This is a genomic window from Bradyrhizobium sp. Arg237L (assembly GCF_029990105.1).
GTDB lineage: Bacteria > Pseudomonadota > Alphaproteobacteria > Rhizobiales > Xanthobacteraceae > Bradyrhizobium.
Window position 1 is genome coordinate 110,623 of the sequence record NZ_JAQMIL010000018.1, and the last position, 21,384, is coordinate 132,006.

19 protein-coding genes and 1 pseudogene are annotated in these 21,384 nt (G+C 63.0%); 14 read left to right on the top strand and 6 right to left on the bottom strand.

Annotation, left to right across the window (positions count from 1 at the left end):
- Positions 1-63: 63 nt before the first annotated feature.
- Entirely contained in the window at positions 64-1,083 is a 1,020-nt protein-coding gene (gene ilvC, locus OZ411_RS13745; protein ID WP_027578129.1) for a ketol-acid reductoisomerase, read from the top strand.
- A gap of 101 nt (positions 1,084-1,184) precedes the next feature.
- Here the strand turns inward: ilvC and OZ411_RS13750 are convergent, their stop codons facing one another.
- The gene (locus OZ411_RS13750; protein ID WP_282528368.1) at positions 1,185-2,039 is read right to left on the bottom strand and encodes an SDR family oxidoreductase; all 855 of its coding nucleotides are present in this window, start codon (positions 2,037-2,039) and stop codon (positions 1,185-1,187) included.
- Positions 2,040-2,132: 93 nt separating this feature from the next.
- Here OZ411_RS13750 and OZ411_RS13755 point away from each other — a divergent pair, with 93 nt between their 5' ends.
- Positions 2,133-3,047, top strand: coding sequence for an AraC family transcriptional regulator (locus OZ411_RS13755; protein ID WP_282528369.1), 915 nt, complete (start codon positions 2,133-2,135; stop codon positions 3,045-3,047).
- Between the two features lie 49 nt (positions 3,048-3,096).
- Here OZ411_RS13755 and OZ411_RS13760 read toward each other — a convergent pair whose 3' ends face one another.
- A complete protein-coding gene (locus tag OZ411_RS13760; RefSeq protein ID WP_282528370.1) occupies positions 3,097-4,212 on the bottom strand; it encodes a DUF2336 domain-containing protein in 1,116 nt (371 codons plus the stop codon).
- 182 nt (positions 4,213-4,394) lie between these two features.
- On the opposite strand from OZ411_RS13760, the pseudogene OZ411_RS13765 reads away from it, so the two are divergent.
- From OZ411_RS13765 to OZ411_RS13775, 3 genes and pseudogenes are all read left to right on the top strand, one after another.
- Positions 4,395-4,777, top strand: a pseudogene (locus OZ411_RS13765) (oxidoreductase); the annotation flags it as partial.
- A 54-nt stretch (positions 4,778-4,831) separates the two neighbouring features.
- Positions 4,832-5,080: a hypothetical protein gene (locus tag OZ411_RS13770; protein WP_130583227.1), complete on the top strand. Its 249-nt coding sequence runs from the start codon at positions 4,832-4,834 to the stop codon at positions 5,078-5,080.
- Positions 5,081-5,384: 304 nt separating this feature from the next.
- Positions 5,385-6,791, top strand: coding sequence for an adenylate/guanylate cyclase domain-containing protein (locus OZ411_RS13775; protein WP_282528371.1), 1,407 nt, complete (start codon positions 5,385-5,387; stop codon positions 6,789-6,791).
- 186 nt (positions 6,792-6,977) lie between these two features.
- Here the strand turns inward: OZ411_RS13775 and OZ411_RS13780 are convergent, their stop codons facing one another.
- Both OZ411_RS13780 and OZ411_RS13785 read right to left on the bottom strand, forming a co-directional pair.
- The gene (locus OZ411_RS13780; RefSeq protein ID WP_282528372.1) at positions 6,978-7,796 is read right to left on the bottom strand and encodes a cyclic nucleotide-binding domain-containing protein; all 819 of its coding nucleotides are present in this window, start codon (positions 7,794-7,796) and stop codon (positions 6,978-6,980) included.
- 200 nt (positions 7,797-7,996) lie between these two features.
- Positions 7,997-8,374, bottom strand: a complete 378-nt coding sequence (locus OZ411_RS13785) for a hypothetical protein (RefSeq protein ID WP_282528388.1) — start codon at positions 8,372-8,374, stop codon at positions 7,997-7,999.
- A gap of 253 nt (positions 8,375-8,627) precedes the next feature.
- Here OZ411_RS13785 and OZ411_RS13790 point away from each other — a divergent pair, with 253 nt between their 5' ends.
- Positions 8,628-10,337: a sulfatase-like hydrolase/transferase gene (locus tag OZ411_RS13790; RefSeq protein ID WP_282528373.1), complete on the top strand. Its 1,710-nt coding sequence runs from the start codon at positions 8,628-8,630 to the stop codon at positions 10,335-10,337.
- A gap of 112 nt (positions 10,338-10,449) precedes the next feature.
- Here OZ411_RS13790 and OZ411_RS13795 read toward each other — a convergent pair whose 3' ends face one another.
- Together OZ411_RS13795 and OZ411_RS13800 are read right to left on the bottom strand one after the other, a co-directional pair.
- A complete protein-coding gene (locus tag OZ411_RS13795) occupies positions 10,450-12,009 on the bottom strand; it encodes an ABC transporter permease/substrate-binding protein (protein WP_282528374.1) in 1,560 nt (519 codons plus the stop codon).
- Positions 12,006-12,794, bottom strand: a complete 789-nt coding sequence (locus OZ411_RS13800) for an ATP-binding cassette domain-containing protein (RefSeq protein ID WP_130582998.1) — start codon at positions 12,792-12,794, stop codon at positions 12,006-12,008. Before OZ411_RS13800 ends, OZ411_RS13795 begins: the two co-directional genes overlap by 4 nt.
- A 161-nt stretch (positions 12,795-12,955) precedes the next feature.
- Between OZ411_RS13800 and OZ411_RS13805 the strand changes: the two genes are divergently transcribed.
- The 8 genes from OZ411_RS13805 to OZ411_RS13840 all read left to right on the top strand — a co-directional run bounded on the left by OZ411_RS13805 (position 12,956) and on the right by OZ411_RS13840 (position 20,956).
- Positions 12,956-13,756 carry an ABC transporter ATP-binding protein gene (locus tag OZ411_RS13805; RefSeq protein WP_165421455.1) on the top strand — a complete coding sequence of 267 codons (801 nt, stop codon included), beginning with the start codon at positions 12,956-12,958 and terminating at the stop codon, positions 13,754-13,756.
- Positions 13,756-14,541 (top strand): ABC transporter permease, encoded by a 786-nt coding sequence (locus OZ411_RS13810; protein WP_282528375.1) that lies wholly within the window; start codon positions 13,756-13,758, stop codon positions 14,539-14,541. Before OZ411_RS13805 ends, OZ411_RS13810 begins: the two co-directional genes overlap by 1 nt.
- Positions 14,542-14,713: 172 nt before the next feature.
- Positions 14,714-15,742 carry an ABC transporter substrate-binding protein gene (locus OZ411_RS13815; RefSeq protein WP_282528376.1) on the top strand — a complete coding sequence of 343 codons (1,029 nt, stop codon included), beginning with the start codon at positions 14,714-14,716 and terminating at the stop codon, positions 15,740-15,742.
- A gap of 9 nt (positions 15,743-15,751) precedes the next feature.
- Positions 15,752-16,453, top strand: coding sequence for an NUDIX hydrolase (locus OZ411_RS13820; RefSeq protein WP_282528377.1), 702 nt, complete (start codon positions 15,752-15,754; stop codon positions 16,451-16,453).
- 10 nt (positions 16,454-16,463) lie between these two features.
- The gene (locus tag OZ411_RS13825; RefSeq protein ID WP_282528378.1) at positions 16,464-17,393 is read left to right on the top strand and encodes a polyphosphate kinase 2 family protein; all 930 of its coding nucleotides are present in this window, start codon (positions 16,464-16,466) and stop codon (positions 17,391-17,393) included.
- Positions 17,394-17,891: 498 nt separating this feature from the next.
- Positions 17,892-19,451, top strand: a complete 1,560-nt coding sequence (locus tag OZ411_RS13830) for a 2-isopropylmalate synthase (protein ID WP_282528379.1) — start codon at positions 17,892-17,894, stop codon at positions 19,449-19,451.
- Positions 19,452-19,739: 288 nt separating this feature from the next.
- Positions 19,740-20,168, top strand: coding sequence for a hypothetical protein (locus OZ411_RS13835; protein ID WP_282528387.1), 429 nt, complete (start codon positions 19,740-19,742; stop codon positions 20,166-20,168).
- Between the two features lie 146 nt (positions 20,169-20,314).
- Positions 20,315-20,956, top strand: coding sequence for a lytic transglycosylase domain-containing protein (locus OZ411_RS13840; protein WP_282528380.1), 642 nt, complete (start codon positions 20,315-20,317; stop codon positions 20,954-20,956).
- The last annotated feature ends 428 nt before the right edge of the window (positions 20,957-21,384 follow it).

Here is a 21,384-nt window from a genome sequence, read left to right on the forward strand (position 1 = left end):
CTGATCCACCTGAAAAGCCCAAATCCATCGGCCGATGTTCGGCCCCCTCAAGAGGAAACTACGATGCGAGTTTACTACGATCGCGATGCCGACCTGAACCTGATCAAGGGCAAGAAGGTCGCTATCGTCGGCTATGGCAGCCAGGGCCACGCCCACGCGCTCAACCTGAAGGATTCCGGCGTCAAGGAAGTGTCGATCGCGCTGCGCCCGGGCTCGGCTTCGGCCAAGAAGGCGGAGGCCGCCGGCTTCAAGGTGCTGAGCGTGGCGGATGCCGCCAAGTGGGCCGACCTCGTGATGATGCTCACCCCCGACGAATTGCAGGGCGATATCTATCGCGAGCACCTGCACGACAACATGAAGAAGGGCGCCGCGCTGGTGTTCGCGCACGGCCTCAACGTGCACTTCAACCTGCTCGATCCGCGTCCCGATCTCGACGTCCTGATGATCGCCCCGAAGGGCCCCGGCCACACCGTGCGCTCCGAATATCAGCGCGGCGGCGGCGTGCCCTGCCTGATCGCGATCGCCAAGGATGTCTCCGGCAACGCGCACGATCTCGGCCTGAGCTATGCCTCGGCGATCGGCGGCGGCCGTGCCGGCATCATCGAGACCACGTTCAAAGAGGAATGCGAGACCGACCTGTTCGGCGAGCAGGTGGTGCTCTGCGGCGGCCTGGTCGAGCTGATCAAGGGCGGCTACGAGACGCTGGTCGAAGCCGGCTACGCGCCGGAGATGGCCTATTTCGAGTGCCTGCACGAAGTGAAGCTGATCGTCGACCTGATCTATGAAGGCGGCATCGCCAACATGAACTACTCGATCTCCAACACCGCCGAATACGGCGAATATGTCACCGGCCCGCGTATCGTCACCGCGGAGACCAAGGCCGAGATGAAGCGCGTTCTCGCCGACATCCAGGGCGGCAAGTTCGCCCGCGACTGGATGCTGGAGAACAAGGTCAACCAGACCTCGTTCAAGGCCACCCGCGCCAAGCTCGCCCAGCACCCGATCGAGGAAGTCGGCGCCAAGCTGCGCGACATGATGCCCTGGATCAAGAAGGGCGCCCTGGTCGACAAGACGAAGAACTAAGCCGCAATCGTAGGGTGGGCAAAGCGCAAGCGTGCCCACCCTACGCACTCCGCTCGTGATGGTGGGCACGCTTCGCTTTGCCCACCCTACGGCTTCGGCTTCTATCGCACCGCGACGACACCGTCATCGCGAGTGCAGCGAGGACCGAAGGCCTCGTGCATTGTGCGCTGGTAGTGCTCCTCTGAGGTGCTCCAGCGCAGGTTGGCGAGAAACTTCGTGTCCGCTCCAGCGGGATATCGGAGCCGCAAGCCTTCGTCCGTCGCTGCCGCGTAGACGGCTGCAGCCACTTCTGCTTCGGTGCAGAATGCCGTCGGATAGTTCGCCATCCTTGCGAAGCAAGCCTGGGCGAAATCGGTGTATTCGGCGGGGATGAGGCCCTCCATTCGCGCGGTGCCGTTCGCGGTGAAGTTCGTGGTTGGCGCATAGCCGGGCTCGACCAGACGCGCCTTGATGTTGAACGCGCCCAACTCGTATGAGAGGGATTCCGTGAAGCCCTCCACGGCGAACTTGCTGGCGGCATAGATCGCGACCAGCGGCATCACGCCGACCGTGACGCTGGACGTGACGTTCACGATCACGCCGCGCCCCTGCTTGCGCATCGAGGGAATGATGGCCCGACACGCGGCGATCACGCCGAAAGTGTTGGTCTCGAAAATCTCGCGCGTCGTTCTGTCGGGAGTTGCTTCCACGATCGACGCGAGGCCGAGGCCGGCATTGTTCACCCAGACGTCGATCGCGCCGAATGCGGCAACGGCGGCTTCGATCACATCAGCAATGCTCTTCTCGCTCGTGACGTCGAGCGGCAGCACCTTGAGACGCTCCGAAGCCCCACCGAACACGGCAGGGTCCGGATGCCGCATGGTGGCTACAACATTCCAGCCCCGTTCGAGAAAGAGTTGTGCGGTCGCCTTGCCGTAGCCTGACGATGTTCCGGTGATGAGAATGGTCTTTGGCATGCGCCTCTCCATCGTTTCGATGGGGCCCTATCTAGACCTCTCGAAAGGACGATCTATAATCAACCGTCCCAAAATGATTATGGATCGTCCACGATGGACCCTTTGAGCGATACCATCGCTCTCCTTCGCCCCAGCACGGCAATCGCCAAGCCCATCACAGGCCGGGGGCGCTGGGGCGTCCGCTATGCGGCGCATGACGCGCCGGGCTTTACGATCATTTTGCGGGGCGAGTGCTGGATCACACTCGAGGGCAAGGAGCCTGTGAAGTTTCAGAAAGGGGATTTCCTGCTCCTGCCATCGACCCCGGCCTTCTCGCTCTCCAGCCATCCGGGGCTCAAATGTGAGCTCAGGGAGCCGGTGAACGCCGCTGTCCGCCATGGAGATCAGGAGGGAGAACCTGACTTCGTCTCACTCGGCGGGACATTCCGGATAGAGCAGGTCAACGCGCCTCTGTTGCTCGCTCTGCTTCCCGGCTTCATTCATATCCCTGCGTCCGAAGGGCGGACGGGCAGGCTTGGGCGCGTGATCGAACTCGTCGTGGACGAGTGCGCGTCCGACGATCCGGGAAAGGAGATGATCCTGCAGCGCTTGCTGGAGGTTTTGCTCGTGGAGGCGCTCAGGTGGCGAAGAATCGATCCCGATGCCGTTGCCACAGGCGTGCTCGATGGCATGCGCGATCCGGTCCTCGCACGTGTCCTGCGCGCGATGCATGCTGATGTCCGGACCGGCTGGACGGTCTCGGACCTCGCCGGGATCGCCGGCATGTCCCGGTCAGCGTTCGCAGCGCGCTTCGCTGACGTTCTCGGGTGCGGGCCGGCCGAATATCTGATGCGCTGGCGGATGGCGCTGGCGAAGGATGCGCTCATCCGTGGCGCGAAGGGGCTGGACCGGATTGCCGACGAAATCGGATACGAATCCGCGAGTGCGTTCAGCACGGCATTTCGGAAGCGGCTGGGCTGCTCACCCGGACGCTTTGCGCGATCTTGCGCCGGGAACGGCTCTCAGTAGCGGCCCCCCCACCCAATGCGCGAATAACGGCTCGCCATGACGGCCGCGATCAGCTCGCCGCCGTTCGCCCCTCCGCCGGCTTCTCGATCCGGTTGTGGAGCTGCCAGAAGCGCACGGTGCGCTGGGCGGTCTCGATCGACAGGCGGCGGAAATCCCGCTGTGCCTGCTCCATGGTTTGGGCGGAGATCGGCTGCGCCGCCGGGCGGTTGCTCAGGATCGTCTCCACTGTCGGCCAGTTCAGCCTGGCCGCGCGGCAGGGGATCAGGATCAGGTCGGAGCGGTGCCCCTCCATCAGCCGCGCGATCATCTCGGGCTCAACGTCGTTGAGCAGCGCAATCGCGACGATCACCTCGTCGAACTTGCCCGCTTCGGCGAACTTGAACACCGCCGCATCGTCCAGCTCGTTCAGCTCCTTCATCAGCTTGACGAGCTGCTCGGCAATGCCGAAGCTGCGTCGCGCCGCAGGCTCCTCGCGCGCGACCTCGTCGAGCACCTCGCGGATCTCGTCCTGCAGCGCCGGCGGCGCGATCGAGAGCAGGCGGGCGCGCACGGCGTCCTTGGCGCGGAGCAAGAGCTCGCGCAGGAATTTGGTCGGAAGATCGATGCGCAGTCCCAGGATCTCGACCAGTTCGTCGTCGCTTTCCGCGTGCGCGACGATGCCGGAATAGCCGGCTTCCGAGAAGCGCGCGCCGGCATTGTTGGCGAGCCGGCGGATCACGCGCACCTCGCCGCGATCGACGATCACGTCGGTGACCTCCTCGGGGAGGCTGGCGCGGCCGGAGATCGCAAGCAGGTGATCCTGTCCCTTGGTGCTGGCAACTTCGACCAGCGTCTCCGTGGAGACGCGGCTCGAATGCGCCAGCACTTCGCCGGCGACCTCGATCTTGTCGTCCTTTGCCAGGTGCTGGATTACCTCGAACGGCGCGTAGTCGATCGGCGCGAGGCGCTTGCTGAGCTCGGCTTTGGCCCGGCTTTCGACGCGCGTGATCAGGAGGCACAGGACGTCGTCGAAAACCTTGACCTGTTCGTCGCTCAAGCGTTCGCCGTCGTGCAGGAAGAGGTCCGTCACCCGCCGAAGGGTCTTGATCCGCTTCGCCGACGAGCCGTCTCTCACGGCTTCCTCGAGTTCGGCGATGATCGAGTGGGCCGGCTGTTGCGCCATCATTGGAATTGTTCTTGTTGCAGGTTCTCTGGTTGGTCCGGAAGATGGCAAGCGCGGCCTTACGCCCGCGTTAAGCTGGAACCTGATCCTGGGCGGAGCTCGCGGGGAAGGTTAGCAGGACGTAACCAATTCAACTCAAGATCGCCGGATCGTGCCTGCCGCCTGGCTGGATCAAGCATGCGGCCTCCAAACACGCGATCGAGGGTTTTCGGAGAGCCTGCGCCGCGAACTGATGCTGTTCGGCATCGACGTCATCATCGTTGCGCCGGGCGCGGTGAAGACGCCGATCTGGGACAAGGCGGAAGAGGTCGATATTTCCGCCTACCAGAACTCACCCTATTTCTCGGCGCTACAGCGGATGCGGAAATGGTTGCTGCAGTTCCGCTCGACCGCCCTGCCCCCGGAGAAGATCGCCGAGAACATCTTCGATGCGCTGACGGCGCCGAACCCAAAGGTGCGTTATCAGATCACGCCGGATCCGATGCAGCACATCATGGCGTCAATCCTGCCGAAGCGCACGCTCGACCGGATCATCGCCAAGCGTCTCGGCCTGATGCCATCAGCGTGAGCATGCCGGCGACATGTCATGCCCTCGCCGCATTCGCCCGTCACCGGAGCTTGCATGTCCACCATCGGCAAGAACCATGCGGAACTGACCGCGATCGCCAATGACGCGCTGCGCAGCCAGCCGGGATGCGAGACGGCGCAAGTTGTCGCTGTCTCCGCCCGGCCGCATGCGAGTGCGGGCCGCAATTGGGAAATCCCGAACGTCGTCCTCGGCGACAGTCTGATCAGCGACGTCGACCGCGCCGTCATCACCGTGCATCACCAGCTCGGCCGCAGATTCCATCTCGTCGGGGACCAATCCTAGAGCGTTTTCGAGCCAAGTACGGCGTGGCTCTGAAATCGTCAGCTTATCGGGGCAGTGATCGCCAGACGATCAAGACGACGCTTTTGACCCATTAGCGAACATGGAGCGAAATGGGTTCAAAGCTCGGCGGTAGTCGGACTAATGCGACGCCCCGTCGGTGTTGGGAAACGTGATGGCCACCCCAAGCTTGTCGCCAAGGCCGACATTTTGCTTTGTGTCCAACGGTAAACAGGACACTCAACGAACACCCAAGGGATGCGTGAGTGGGGTTTCGGCTTTGCCTTTTTTCGTGTAGCATTGTCGCATGGACGAAGCGGAGACTTTGTTTGTGGCGCTGCGTCAGTCGGCCTACGACGACGTGGTGGAGATGCTCGAGCGCATGGTGCGGGATGCCCCCGATCATGCCTTGAACAGGATGAACGCACTTGATCTCGCGGCCCGCAACGGTATCGATGAGGAGCGGGTCATCGCCGCGCTCCTGAATGCGGTGGGGCTCGGCATTTTCGAGATGACGTGGAACGTCATGTGCCCAAGTTGCGCCGGTGTTCTTTCCGCTAATAAGAGCCTAAAGACCCTGGACCGGGCGCAGTATAATTGCGCTTTCTGCGCCGCGGGCTATGAGACGACGCTCGACAACCTGATCGAGGTGAGCTTCACGGTAAGTCCGCGCGTTCGGAAGATCGCGGCCCACAATCCCGACGAACTGTCCGCGGCCGAATATTATCGTCAGATCTTCTGGAGTTCGGCCATCGATCTCCCAGCCGATCTGGAGAAGCTGCTGCAGGAGGTCACGCTCGAAAGCGTCGACTTGCCGCCAGGAGAAAGGGCCATCCTTTCGTTGCAATTGCCGAAGGGCACGTTGATCGTATTCGATCCCGTGACGCATACGGCCCAGTTCCTTGATGTCGGCGGCGAGGAGGCGAGCGAGCGCCAGAACCTGTCCGTGATCTTCAACAAGGTCCAGGTTCCGGTCGACACCATTGCTTTGCGCCCAGGGCCACTGCGCCTGGCTTTGGAAAACCGCACCGAAAGTCGCGTGTTGCCGGCTATATGGGTGGCGAACCAGGCGCTGAACGACCTCCTGAAGCGACGCAAGCCCATTCTCAATGCAAAGCGCCTCCTCACCAATCAGACCTTCCGCGACATCTACCGGACCGAAACGCTCGCCATTGGTCAGCGTCTCAAGATTTTGAGCCTGACTTTCCTGTTCAGTGATCTCAAGGATTCCACTGAACTCTATGAGCGCGTCGGTGACCTCGTTGCCTTCGATCTCGTCAACGAGCATTTCAGGCTGCTGCAGGAGATTATCGCGTCCGAAAGGGGGGCCGTGGTGAAGACCATTGGCGATGCCGTGATGGCGACCTTCGAAACGCCTGACCGTGCCATCGCCGCTGCGATCCGCATGCGCGAGGCGATGAGCGATCTTGGCGCCGAGCGTCAGCATCAGAGCCTGCGCCTGAAGATGGGCATCCATGAAGGATCATGCCTCGCGGTCACACTCAATGCCCAGCAGGACTATTTTGGCCAGACTGTAAACATCGCGTCGCGCGTCCAGGGCCTTGCTGCGTCACGCTCGATCGTGGTGACGGAATCGGTGCTGGAAAACGCGCATGCCCGGGCCCTGCTTGAGAGCAACGGGCTAAAGCCAACGCTCAGACGCGTGGCGTTGAGCGGCATCGCGGACAAGGTGTCGGTCTACGAGATCCCTTGAGCGCGTGTCTTCCTGACACTTTTCAGAAGTGAAGCGCAGCGCTGGCGATATCCGTTGATCGCGGAAAAACGGACTTCATCCGCTATCGCGCTCAGGTCCAAAAATAACCCCAACCGGAAATTGTTGCCTCACGAGACCGGCACTGCCGTCGGGACGTGGCAGTGTGAGGCAATCAGGAGCCAAAGGTTAAGTTATGTCGTCCGTGGCTGTAGTCTGCCGCGCGGCTTTCTCTTGTGCGATAGTTCCTTCTAGCCGCGAGATGTTCTCCAGCAGGCGCTGGCTGGTGAGGACGAGAAAGTAATAACCGAATTGCGGATTTTGAAAGTAGATTTCGAGCAACCTCTCATAAGTTATGGTCAGCACTTGCCCGTCTTCCATGCATTCGACCGTCGCGGTTCGCCGTTTATTGGGAGTAAGGAAGCCAAGTTCGCCCATGAGACGTCCCGGTGGAAGTTCGACGCCGATTTCCGTGACCAAAAACGTTCCTGTGACCGCCAGGAACATTTCGGTAGCTGCATCGTCCTTCTTGAACAATATGTCGCCCCGGCGATATCTGCGTTCGGTCATGAACGGTTTGAGCCATTCCATCGAGGTGTCGCCCTCCGTCGCGATACGCGCCTTCTTGATCAGATTGAGCATTTGACGCAGGCGAACGGCATTGATCGGCAGCAACAGCAGATACAGGAGAAAAGTCGCGACGTTTCCGGAGAGCGCGCCAAAGGCAACGAAGAATGTACAGCCGGCCATGTTCGCGACGCGCAGCGGCACCATTGTCTGCATCAGCAAGGTAGCGACAAAGAAGATGGCGCCAACGAGGGCGAACATGTTGGCAAGCGTGATGTTGGCCAGCACAATTTCCAGCAGTCGGCCGAATAGTGCGTCGTAGGTGATGTTGTTGGGATCGAGACCCAGTTGAATCAGAATCTTTGCGATCCTGAGATTGTCCGCCGCCGTATCAAGAATGCGGTTTAGTATCGTCGAAAAATCTGCCCTGCTGGACTCCATCGGATCATCCCCCGCGCAAAGCCGCCGGTATTCGTCGGATATCGAAGTCGGATAACAACCGTCGAGTAAGATTAGTAGATCATGATCCGATTAAATGGAATCGGATCATGATCTCATCTGTTTGTTTGAGCACGATCTTCGCGCAAAAGCTTCGCGTTTGTCGCGAGGGAAAACCGGTTTCCACTTTTCCGGATCATGCTCTAGCGGTCTCGATGCAATCGATCAATTTTACCCTGAGCGGTAGTGTCGGCAATTCCCCGCTCTCGTTGGTTTTGCCATTGTAGCTGCCCCTGAGCTGAACAGAAGTAACGTCGGCTCTTGGGCGACTTTCGCAGGTGGAGAGCAACAGTTTCGCAAAATCGGAACTTCCGAGTTTGGCACTTCCCTGACATTGGTTTCGGACTGCGTTGTGTCCGCTCCAGCAGAACGGACGTGCGGCTGCATCGGGCAGCTTTATCCCAGAGGGCGGCGCCCTCACCGAGCAGATCGCCGACGACCACGAGGCCCGTGGCGATACCGATACGCACCTGCAACGAGGTCGTATGGCCCGCATCGAGCTTGGCCACGGCTTCGATCAAGGCGGGGTCCGCGCGCACCGCCTGTTCGGCGCCCTCCTCATGTGCCGTTGGATTGCTTGCAGGGGACGTCCTTTGCCCGTCTGCCGCACGTGGATTTACCCTGCCTCCCGCCCGCGGCCGCAAATTCATTGCGCATTCATGACGATTACATTACGGTTTTGTGACGCGACGCGGGTTCCGGCTGCGTCGTCCGCCTCCTGGTCACCTCCAGCCAAGGCGAACTACTGCGCCGGGGAATGTTGCGTCGTCAGCCATGGCGCCCGCGCCAAATCAAGGTTCTTCGATTGCCGCGATTGCGGGCGGCTTGGCCGCGATCGGCATCTGGCGCCTGCTCGCCGTCGCCGCGCCGCAGATGGCGGCGCTCGCGATCCTGGTGCAGACCGAGACCGATTTCGGCTCGCGCCTCTGCTTCCTCTTGTCCTGGGGTACACTTAACTTCTTCTTCATTGCGCTGCTGCGGCGGCCGGCGCTATCGGGGGCGCTGTCGCTGACGCTGGTGGTGGCGTTGGTGCTGCTCTCGCGGTTCAAGCACGAAGTCGTGCAGATGACCGCGAACTTCGTCGACCTGATGGTGGTCGACCACGACACCGCGTCCTTTCTGCTGACGATCTTCCCGAACCTGCGCTGGTCGCTGATCGGCGCAGGCGCCGTCACGCTGCCCTTGATGTATGCGCTGTGGTGGCTCGATCCGTTCCGCGTCCGCCGCCTGCCGGCGCTGGCCTGCAAGCTGGCATGCCTGGCCGCGCTGGCCGGATACGCCGTCACCTGGCCGGATGAGGATTGGCGCGGCTATTACGACGACGGCTATCTCTCGAAATTCGCTCGCTCGGGCGTCACGGCGGTTTCCGATTTCATCAACTACGGCTTCATGGAGTCGGATGCGGTCGCGAGCGAGCACCTCAAGATTCCGCTGGTGGATTCCTGCCATCCGGCCGGCCGCCGGCCGAACATCATCCTGATCCACGATGAATCGAGCTTCGATATCCGTGCGGCCGAAGGCGTCAGGATGCCGCCGGGCTACGGCGCGCAGTTCAAATCCTATGACGGCGTGGAGCGAAAATTCCTGGCCGAGAGCAATGGCGGGCCGAGCTGGTTCACCGAATACAACGTGCTCGCGGGGCTCTCCTCGCGCTCCTTCGGCCGTTTCGCCTATTTCGTCACCCGCATCGCCTCCGGCCGCGTCGAGCGCGGGCTGCCGCTTGCGCTTCGCCGCTGCGGCTACAACACGCTTTCGCTTTATCCGGCGTTCGGCGCCTTCATGAGCGCGCGCAGCTTCCAGGCCACGACCGGCATCCAGCGCTTCTACGACGCGCGCGATCTCGGCGCAAAGGATGTCGAACCCGACCGCTTCTTTTACGACAAGGCGCTGCGGCTGATGGCGGAGCAGCCGCCCGGCGCGCCGCAGTTCACCTTCGTCTATCTCGCCGCCAACCATTTCCCGTGGAAGACGCCCTTGCGGGCGGACCTGACGCCGTCCTGGCGCCCGCTCGGCAACACGCCCGTCATCGACGAGTATCTGCGCCGGCAGGCGATGAGCGCCAGCGACTATGCCGCCTTCGTCGCGGGACTGAAGAAGAAGTTTCCGGCGCAGCCGTTCCTGATCGTGCGCTATGGCGATCACCAGCCGGAATTCGCGCCGCATCTTCTTGACCCGAGCCTCGATGCGGCCGGAATCGGCAAGAAGCTCGAGAAGTACGACCCGCGCTATTTCGCGACCTACTATGCAATCGACGCCATCAATTTCGAACCGGTGAAATCGCCGGCCGTGATGGAGACGATCGATGCGGCCTATCTGCCGCTGGTGATCCAGGAAGCCGCCGGCATTCCGCTCGATCCCTCGTTCGAGGAGCAGAAGCACATCATGCTCCGCTGCAACGGCCTGTTCTATGCCTGCAAGGACGGCGCCGAGGCGCGCCGCTTCAACCGCCTCCTGATCGACGCGGGTGTGATCAAGGGGCTGTGAGGGGCGCTATTCCCACTTCTCCGTCATTGCGAGCGAAGCGAAGCAATCCATCTCGCCGCAAGCGGAGGCATGGATTGCTTCGTCGCTTCGCTCCTCGCAATGACGAAGGGATTCACTTCGTCCCGATCTTCTCCCACAGCCAGCGCGCCACCGCGTCCGGCGAGGAGGAGCCATCATTGCCGGCGGCGCGCAAATTCGCTTCCCGCATCGCGGCGATATCGATCCGTCCGAGCAGCGGCTGCAATGCCGCGCGCAGCTTTGCATCATCCTTGCGCTTGGGCGCGAGCAGCATCACCGCGTCATAGGGCGGGATCGCGTGTTTGGGATCGCCGAGCACGACGAGATCATATTTCGCGATCAGCCCGTCGCTGGTATAGCCCGCGATCACGTCGACATCCCCTGAAGCGATGGCGGCATACATGAAATCCGGCTGCATCTGCCGCTGGGTCCGGAACGACAATCCGTAGGCTTGTTTGATGCCGGCCCATTCCGGCCGCGAGAAGAATTCGTAATCGCCGGCGATCGACATCGACGGCGCGAGTGCCGCAAGATCGGCGATGGTGTGGATGCCGAGCGCTTCCGCACGCTGCTTCGGCATGATCAGCGCATAGGCGTTCGCAAAGCCGAGCTCGCCGAGCAGCGTGATGTCCTGTTTCGCCAGGATCGCCTTCAAGTCGGCCAGCAGCTCTTCGCGCGGCCGGATGTCGGTGTGATGGAACTGGTTGGCCCACAGCGTGCCGGAATAGTCGACATAGACGTCGATATCGCCGGCCTTGAGCGCATCGAAGATCACGCTGGAGCCGAGACCGGCGCGCGTGGTCGCGGACAGCCCGTCCGCGTTCAGCCGCTGCGCGATCAGGGCTGCCAGCACATATTGCTCGGTGAAGGTTTTCGCGCCGACGACATAGTTCGACGCCGAGCGCGCCATCGTCGGCACTAGCGTCGCTGCGACCAGCGCCGCGATGCCGACGGCGCCGAGCGCGGCGCGCAGCCGGCTGCGGTGGCGCAGGCCGTTCTCGATCAGCGCCAGGAGCTGGTCGACCGCGAGCGCCAGCGCGGCGGCGGCGAGGCAGCCGAACACGACGAACACCCAGTTCTGGGTCTGCAGCCCAGCAAAGATGTAATTGCCGAGGCTGGTCTGCCCGATCGGCGTCGACAGCGTCGCGGTGCCGATCACCCACACCGCCGCCGTGCGGATGCCGGCCATCATCACCGGCAGCGCCAGCGGCAGCTCCACCATGAACAGCGATTGCCGCGGCGTCATGCCGACGCCCTGCGCCGCCTCCGTCAGCGCCGGGTCGACGCCCGACAGGCCGGTGATGGTGTTGCGCAATACCGGCAGCATCGAATAGAGCGCGAGCGCCAGCACCGCCGGCAGGAATCCGAAGGCGGAGAAATCGAAGCCGAACCAGGACAGCGTCAGCGCCGCCAGCACGAGTAGCAGCGGATAGAAAAGCGCCAGCAGCGCGAGCCCCGGCACGGTCTGCACGATGCTGGCGAAGCCGAGCAGCGCGCCGCGCAGCAGCGGCCGGTTGCGCGCGACGATCGCCAGCGGCAGGCTGACGATGAGCCCGAGCGCGAGCGCAGCCAGGCTCACGCGCACATGGTTGCCGAGATAATCGGGCAGATGTGCGAGCGCCTCGGTCCAGCGCGGATCGGAAAACAGGCTCATGCGGCGCCGTCCCCCGGCAGCAATTTGCCGAGCCGTTCCGCCTGCCGCCGCGGCGTGTGCAGGAGTTTTTCGACGTAAGGGTCCGTGCTCTCAGAAAGCTCCACTGGGGTGCCCTGCGCCAGCAGCCTGCCTTCGTGCATGACGGCGACGCGGTCGGCGAGCAAAAGCGCCTCCGTCATGTCATGGGTGATCATGACGGTGGTCAATTTGAGCCTGCGGTGCAACTCGCGGAAATCATCGCCGAGCGCATCGCGGGTGAGGGGATCGAGCGCGCCGAACGGCTCGTCCATCAGCACGATGCGCGGCCGTGCGGCCAGCGCCCGCGCGACGCCGACCCGCTGGCGCTGCCCGCCGGAGAGCTCATGCGGCAGCCGCTCCCGATACTGCGCGCCATCGAGCTGCACCAGTTCGAGCAGTTCGTCGACACGCGCTGCGATCTCCGCCGCCGGCCAGCCGAGCAGCTTCGGCGTGATGCCGATATTGGCGCCGACGGCAAGATGCGGAAACAGCCCGCCGCTCTGGAAGACATAGCCGATGCGCCGCCGCAAGCGGATCGGATCGACATTGCGCACGTCCTCGCCTTCGACCATGACGCTGCCGCTGTCGGCCTCGATCAGCCGGTTGGCTAGCCGCAGCAAGGTGCTCTTGCCCGAGCCGGAGCGGCCGACGATGGCGAGGAACTCGCCCTCGGCAACCTCCAGCGAGACATCGTCGACGGCGACCACGCCGCCGTTGGCGAAGGTCTTGCCGACCTTGGTGTAGGCAATGAGTGGTCCGTTGGACAATGCCGTTCAAACCTCGCGCTGCGCCCCCATCCGGGAGATCACAGATCAACTAGCACGTCGCGATGCTGCGTTGAACTTGTCCGCACGAGAGGCTAAGGCATCCTCCCGAACAGGGAGGGAACGTGGTGGACAAGGCCAGGCCCACAGCCAAGCCAACAGCGGTGGCGCTCGAGGATGCGACGGTGGCGTTTCGCCTTGCGGACGCCCGCGTCTACACCGCCGTCGAGAAGGCGCGCCTTGCGGTCGCGCATGGCGAATTCGTGGCGATCGTAGGCCCCACCGGCTGTGGCAAGTCGACCTTGCTGAACGTGGCCGCCGGCCTGCTGAAGCCGGCCGCGGGCGCGGTCAGGATCTTCGACCAGCCGCTCACCGGATTGAACCGCGATGCCGGCTACCTGTTCCAGGCCGATGCGCTGTTCCCCTGGAAGACCGCGATCGACAATGTCGCGATCGGGCTCGAGATCAAGGGCACGCCGCGGCGGAAGGCGCTGGAACAGGCGCAGGCCTGGCTGACCTCGGTCGGGCTCGGGGCGTTCGCGAACCGCTATCCGCACATGCTCTCCGGCGGCCAGCGCAAGCGCGTCGGGCTCGCACAGGTCCTGATCCGCGATCCAAAAATCCTCTTGATGGACGAGCCGTTCGGCCCGCTCGATGCCCAGACCCGGCAGGTGATGGGCAATCTCCTGCTCGAACTGTGGACCGCCGACCGCAAGGCGGTGCTGTTCGTCACCCATGACCTGGAGGAGGCGATCGCGCTCGCCGACCGCGTCGTCATCATGTCGGCCGGCCCCGGCTCGCGCATCATCGGCGACTGGCGCGTGGAGCTGCCGCGTCCGCGCGATATCTTCGAGGTGCGGCTGGACAAGCAGTTTCACGAACTGCATCGCGAAATCTGGGGCGTGCTGAAGGAAGAGGTGATGAAGGGTTACGCGCAATCAACGCAAGCCGGGGGAGCCGACTGATGTCCCGCGCCGCGCTTTTGCTCTGCCAGGTCCTGGTCGCCGTCGTCGCGCTGGCGATGTGGCAACTCTTTGCCACCGTGCCGGTGTTCGGCCGCATCTGGCTTCCGCCGTTCTTCTTCTCCAATCCCATCGACGTCGTCAGCCAGATCGTCAAATGGTTCTCGACCGGCGTGATCTGGAAGCATCTTGCGATCACGCTGTGGGAATCGATCCTCGCTTTCGTGATCGGCTCGGCGCTCGGCATTCTGGTCGGCTTCTGGTTCGCGCGCCAGCCGCGCGTCGCCGCCGTGTTCGATCCTTACGTGAAGATGACGAACGCTCTGCCGCGCGTCGTGCTGGCGCCGATCTTCGCGCTCTGGTTCGGCCTCGGCATCTGGTCCAAGGTCGCGCTCGGTGTGACCCTCGTTTTCTTCATCGTGTTCTTCAACGTCTATCAGGGCGTGAAGGAAGTGAGCACGACCGTGCTCGACAATGGCCGCATGCTCGGCATGAGCGAGCGGCAATTGATGCGGCATGTCTATTGGCCGTCGGCGCTGTCGTGGATGTTCTCCTCGCTGCATACGTCCGTTGGCTTTGCGGTGGTCGGTGCCGTCGTCGGCGAATATCTCGGCGCCGCCGCCGGCCTCGGCTATCTGATCCAGCAGGCGGAGGGCGTGTTCGACGTCGCCGGCGTTTTCGCGGGCATGTTCGTGCTGTCGGCCTTCGTCATCCTGATCGACATGGCCGTGACGCTGGTCGAGCGGCGCCTGCTGGTCTGGCGGCCGACGGCGGCGCGCGAAGCGTAGAATCGTAGGGTGGGCAAAGGAGCGCAGCGACGTGCCCACCATCAAGTGCTCCGCTCGTGATGGTGGGCACGCTACGCTTTGCCACCCTACGGGAGCTGCGCCTCGCAATAACGCGGAGCTTCTCAACGCCCGCGCGCTGCTTTATCCTGCACCCCACGGAACGGAGACAATCATGAGGAAACTGTTTGGCCACTTAGCCGGCGCGCTGCTGGCGCTGGTGCTGACGTCGGGTCTTGCCGCAGCGCAAAGCAAGGTCACGATCGCGGTCGGTGGCGGCGCCTGCCTGTGCTATCTGCCGACGGTGCTCGCCAAGCAGCTCGGCGAATATGAGAAGGCGGGGCTCGCGGTCGAGCTGGTCGATCTCAAGGGCGGCTCGGATGCGCTGAAAGCCGTGCTCGGCGGCAGCGCCGACGTCGTCTCCGGCTATTTCGATCACTGCGTCAATCTCGCCGCCAAGCGGCAGGAATTGCAGGCCTTCGTGGTCTATGACCGCTATCCCGGCCTGGTGCTGGTGGTGTCGCCCAAGCACACCTCAGAGATCAATTCGATCAAGGACCTCGCCGGCAAGAAGGTCGGCGTCAGCGCGCCCGGCTCCTCGACCGATTTCTTCCTCAAATATCTGCTCAAGAAGAACGGGCTTGATCCCACCAGCGCCTCCGTGATCAGCGTTGGCCTGGGCGCGACCGCGGTCGCAGCGATGGAGCAGGGGCAGATCGATGCCGCCGTGATGCTCGATCCCTCCGTCACCGTCCTGCAGGGCAGCCATGCCGACCTGAAGATCCTGAGCGACACCCGCACCCAGCACGACACGCTCGCGGTGTTCGGCGGCGAGTATCCGGGCGGCGCGCTCTATTCGACCGCGGCCTGGGTCAAGTCACACGAGAAGGAGGCGCAGGCGCTCACCAATGCGATCCTCGCCACGCTCGCCTGGATCCATTCGCATTCGCCTGATGACATCATGGCCAAGATGCCCGAGGAGATGGTCGGCAAGAACAAGGAGCTCTATCTCGCCGCCCTGAAGAACACGATCCCGATGTATTCGGAGACCGGCAAGATGGACCCGAAGGGCGCCGACGCGGTGCTGGCGGTGTTCAGCGAAGGCTCGCCGGAGGTCGCCAAGGCCAATATCGACGTCAGCAAGACCTACACCAACAGGCTGGTCGAGCAGGCGAAGAAGACCACGGGGACGGGTGCGAAGTAAGCCCGCCTGATGACGCCACCTTCCATTCATCGGGTCACCTCGCTGGACCTCAAGGTGCAGCCATGGGCGTGGCCGTTCGCACAAGCGCGGCGCGCCGAGATCGATGCGCATTTCGCCGAGGCGCAGCGCGAACGGCCGAACCTCTGGAACGGCCGCGTGCTCCTGGGACGCAGCGCCGCGTTCGAAGGCGAGCGCTTGAGCGCGAGCTATTTCGAGACCGATTTCGCGAGCTTCCTCGCCTGGCGCGACTGGGGCTTTCCCGACAGAAGCGTGTTCAACGGCTTTGGCATGGGCGCGCTGCTCGCAAGCGACGGCGCGTTCGTGCTCGGGGAAATGGGCCATCACACCTCAAACCCCGGACGGGTCTACTTCCCGTCGGGCACGCCCGATCTCGACGACATCAGGGGCGACATGCTCGATATCGCCGGCAGCGTCGCACGAGAGGTGGAGGAGGAGACCGGGCTCACGCCCGCCGACTACCGCCCCGATGCGCATTGGGATTGCGTCTTCACCGGCGTCGCCATCGCCATGATGCGGATACTGTATGTCGACATGCCCGGCGATGCCTTGCGCGCGCGTATCGAAAGCAATCTCGCGCTGCAGGAAGAGCCCGAACTGGCGGCGATCCGCCTGGTGAGGGATTTTAGCGACTTCACCGCCACGATGCCGCGCTTCGTCACCGCGTTTATCGAGATGCATCTGAGCAAGTAAGAAAGGGCCCATGGGCAAGAAATCGAAGCTGCTGGCCGACGAGTTGAAACCTTTCGTGGCACCGTTCCGCGTCGACGGTTCGGACCACTTTCACCTCAAATCGCTCAAGACCAACGAGAAAGGCGGCATCGACAAGGTCGTGGGCGAGGAGATCATCGAGGCCAATCGCAGGCGGCTGAACGATTTCCAGGAGAAGCTCTACGCCCAGGACCGCTGGTCGTTGCTCCTGGTCTTCCAGGGCATGGATGCGGCCGGCAAGGACTCCGCGATCAAGAGCGTGTTCGAGGGCGTCAATCCGCAGGGCTGCGAGGTCAGCTCTTTCAAGCAGCCGTCGTCCAAGGAGCTCGACCACGATTTCATGTGGCGTTCGATGATCGCGCTGCCCGAGCGCGGCCGCATCGGCATCTTCAACCGCTCCTATTACGAGGAATGCCTGGTGGTGCGCGTGCATCCCGAAGTCCTCGCCAAGGAAAAGCTGCCGGCACGGCTCGTGACCAAGAACATCTGGCGCGAACGCTTCGAGGATATTTCCGCGATCGAGCGCTACCTCTCGCGCAACGGCATCGTGGTCCTGAAGTTCTTCCTCAACGTCTCCAGGCAGGAACAGCGCGCGCGCTTCCTGGAGCGGCTGGAGGAGCCGTCGAAGAACTGGAAGTTCTCGATGGCCGACGTCACTGAGCGCGCGCTGTGGCCCCGCTATATGGCCGCCTACCAGGACATGATCCGCCATACCGCAACCAGCGCCGCGCCCTGGCACGTCGTGCCGGCCGACCACAAATGGTTCGCCCGCGTGGTGATCGGCTCCACCATCGTCAGCGCGCTCGACAAGCTCGATCTGCATTTCCCGAAGGTCGACAACTCCGAACGCAGCGAATTCAAGCACGTCCGCGAGGCGCTGCTGGCGGAAGGGAAGGGTGGGGCGGGGAAGAAGGCAAAGTAGGCCACCGCTGTCATTCCGGGGCGCGCCTCTTGGCGCGAGCCCGGAATCCATCAGGCCGCAGGCGCAGGTGGCGAAATGGATTCCGGGCTCGATGCTTCGCATCGCCCCGGAATGACGGCGGCCCCGTATTTAGGTCAGCCCCGCTGACCATCTTTTTACCGTTGCGGCGGGGCGCTCTCTTCGTCTAGAAACGCGCTCGGAGATGGCCTCGGCAACCAACCGTCAACGGTTTTGACCGAGGATTTGGCCTCCAAAGGGTACTGGCAATGCTGATTCGCAGCGAAAACGATGGAATCCTGACGGGAACGGCACAAGTTGCCCCCGCGATTCCGGCTGCGTCGCTGCCGACCCTCCTTCTTGGCGGGATTCTGCTTCTTATCGGCCCCTGAGGGCCGTCTGGGCGGTTGCGCCTGGGCACTCAGGGGTTGCGTGAGAACACCAGAAACCCTTTAGCGCTCAGTGATAAGATAGCGCGACCGACCCAAAGGAACTTTGCAGATGACCATCGCCAACAAGTCCGAGAAGGACCGCGTAATCATTTTCGACACCACGCTGCGTGACGGCGAGCAGTGCCCCGGCGCCACCATGACCTTCGAGGAAAAGCTCGAGGTCGCCGAGCTGCTCGACGAGATGGGCGTCGACGTCATCGAGGCCGGCTTCCCCATTACATCGGAAGGCGACTTCCAGGCGGTCAGCGAGATCGCCCGCCGCTCCAAGAACGCCGTCATCGCCGGTCTGTCCCGCGCCCATCCGAAGGACATCGACCGCTGCGCGGAAGCCGTGAAATTCGCCAAGCGCGGCCGCGTCCACACGGTCATCGCGACCTCGCCGCTGCATATGCGGGTGAAGCTGAACATGACGCCGGAACAGGTGATCGAGACCTCGATCGCCAACGTCAGCCGCGCCCGCAACCAGATCGACGACGTAGAATGGTCGGCCGAGGACGGCACCCGCAGCGAGATGGATTTCCTCTGCCGCATCGTCGAAGCCGTGATCAAGGCGGGTGCCACCACGGTGAACATCCCCGACACCGTCGGCTACACCACGCCCGACGAGTACACCCACTTCATGCGCACGCTGATCGAGCGCGTGCCGAACTCCGACAAGGCGATCTTCTCGGTCCACTGCCATAACGACCTCGGCATGGCCGTGGCGAACTCGCTGGCCGGCATCGTCGGCGGTGCCCGTCAGGTCGAATGCACCGTCAACGGCATCGGCGAGCGCGCCGGCAACGCCGCGCTCGAAGAGATCGTGATGGCGATCAACGTGCGCAACGACAAGTTTCCGTACTGGAACAGGATCGACACCACGCAATTGACCCGCGCCTCCAAGCTGGTGTCGGCGGCGACCTCGTTCCCGGTGCAGTACAACAAGGCGATCGTCGGCCGTAACGCGTTCGCGCATGAGAGCGGCATCCACCAGGACGGCGTGCTGAAGGATGCCTCCACCTACGAGATCATGCGGCCCGAAATGGTCGGCCTGAAACAGTCGTCGCTGGTGCTCGGCAAGCACTCCGGCCGCCATGCCTTCGTCCACAAGCTGGAGGAGATGGGCTACAAACTGGGCCCGAACCAGCTCGAGGATGCGTTCGCGCGGATGAAGGCGCTCGCCGACCGCAAGAAGGACATCTATGACGAGGACATCGAGGCGCTGCTCGACGAGGAGATCGCCGCCGCCTACGACCGTATCAAGCTGACCTCGCTGACCGTGATTGCCGGCACCCATGGCCCGCAGCGCGCGACCATGAAGCTGGATGTCGACGGCCAGACCCGGATCGAGGAAGCCGAGGGCAACGGCCCGGTCGATGCCGTCTTCAACTGCATCAAGCGCCTGGTGCCGCACGACGCCAAGCTCGAGCTCTACCAGGTGCATGCGGTGACCGAAGGCACCGACGCGCAAGCCGAAGTCTCGGTGCGCCTCGCCCATGACGGTCGCTCGATGACCGCGCGCGCCGCCGACCCGGACACGCTGGTGGCGTCGGCGAAGGCGTATCTCGGCGCCCTCAACAAGATCGTCATGAAGCGCCAGCGCGACATCCCCGCGGCGGTTGCGGGCTGATAGCGTCTCGATCACCGCGAATCGTAGGGTGGGCAAAGCGAAGCGTGCCCACCATTTACGGCCGGTGCAAGGGAAGGTGGGCACGCTGCGCTTTGCCCACCCTACGGCTTCGGTGTGAACGCGAGTCTCCGCATTAACCTTAATCCCTGATCTTTTCCGTTCACTGTTCCGAGGCGCTCACTTCCGCCGCCAAGCCGCCGCATTGAAACTTAGCCTTCGATCTCCGATGAAACGCGAGATCAGATGAGGGCGGCTCTCATCCTTGTTGGCCTCGGTACGCTTGCGGTGATGGAGATGCAGACTCCGCCGCGCGCGACGAAGTCTGTCGAGACCCAGCCTGCCCAGGCAACCCTGAGCTTCGCGGCATCTGGCGATACGCTGACCGCAGCAGACCGCAACGAAATCCCGCACACGCAACAGCAGGCATCGGCTCAGCAGATTTTTTCGCCCGAACCAATCGCACCGCCGGTTCAATCCGCTGCGGCTGCACCGGAACCCGCGCCGATCGTTGAACCGCCCGAGCGCGCAGTCCCCGCCGCAAAACCCGCTGTCGTGCTGCCGAAACCTCGACCGAAGCAACTGCCCAAGCACGAGCTTGCCAAAGCAACGGCAAAGACCACGCGTTCCAAACCGACTGTCGAGGCCAAGTCCTGTCAGCCCGGCGCCTTCGACGGCCTGTTCAAAGCATTGAGCCTGCCACTGGGATGTCAGACCTAGCGCAACAATCCTTTGCCTTCGAGGGCGTGGCTGACGGCAGGCCGCGGCACCCCATGCCCAGGTCGATGCCGAAGTCCATGCCCACGTCGAAGCCGGCAGGCCGCGCAGTTGAAATCAGGCCGCCTGACCCGGATGAGCGTCGGACCATGGTGCGGACGCGGCAATGGTGGTCGGTGGAAGTCATTGCCATCCTGCTGGCGATAGCGATCGCGTTCGGCGTCACGGCAAGCCTGTTGTTGTTTCGCGACGTTCAGTTGAAGGACGAGGCGATCGACCAGGCCGCGATCAGGGCGCTGGTCGAGCGCATCATCACGGCTGAATCAAACGGCGACCCGAATGCCAGGAACAAGCGCTCGAGCGCGATCGGAGCCGCTCAGTTTCTCGACGACACATGGCTCGAAGCCGTTCGAAGACACCGACGCGATCTGGTCCAGGGACGCAGCGACAAGGAAGTGCTGGAGCTGCGTCGAGATGTCGGGCTTGCCCGGGAAATCACCGCACGCACGATCGAGCGAAATGCCGCGATGCTGAGCAAGCGCGGCCTGCCGATCACGCCGGGTTCTCTCTACCTCGTGCATTTTGCCGGACCGGCAGGCGCGGTGGCGTTGCTGACCGCGGCGGAAAACGCCGACGCCGCTTCCCTTATGGCCGCCGCCGACGTGACGGGCCGCACCACCCGCGAGAAGCTGGTCAATGCCAATCCGTTCCTCAAGATGCTGACGGTGGGCGATCTCAAAACCTGGGCCGATCGCAAGATGGCGGTGGGTGGTTCACCAGGGCGCTCGTGAATCCATTGCGTCACCAACCTCTCTCATTCCGGGGCGCGACGAAGTCGCGAGCCCGGAATCCATTCGTCTACTTGCGTAAGCTGCAAAATGGATTCCGGGCTCGATGCTATCGCATCGCCCCGGAATGACAGTTCCGTCATTGCGAGCGTAAGCCAAGCAATCCATGCCTCCGCTTGCGACACTATGGATTGCTTCGCTCCGCTCGCAATGACGATGTGGATACTTTGGGTGCGACAAATCAACCCGACGGGCAAATCAGCAGAAACGTGTCCATCCCTCACGCGAAAAATAATCCGCTTTCGCCGTCGGGCAAATCAATGATTTAACTCCGCGCGTCTCACCCGAATGAGGGGCGGCTCGCGATCGTCACGAACGTTGCGGTGAGATGCGGTGGACGCGGGTGTCGCGACTGACGAGCGTGACATCAG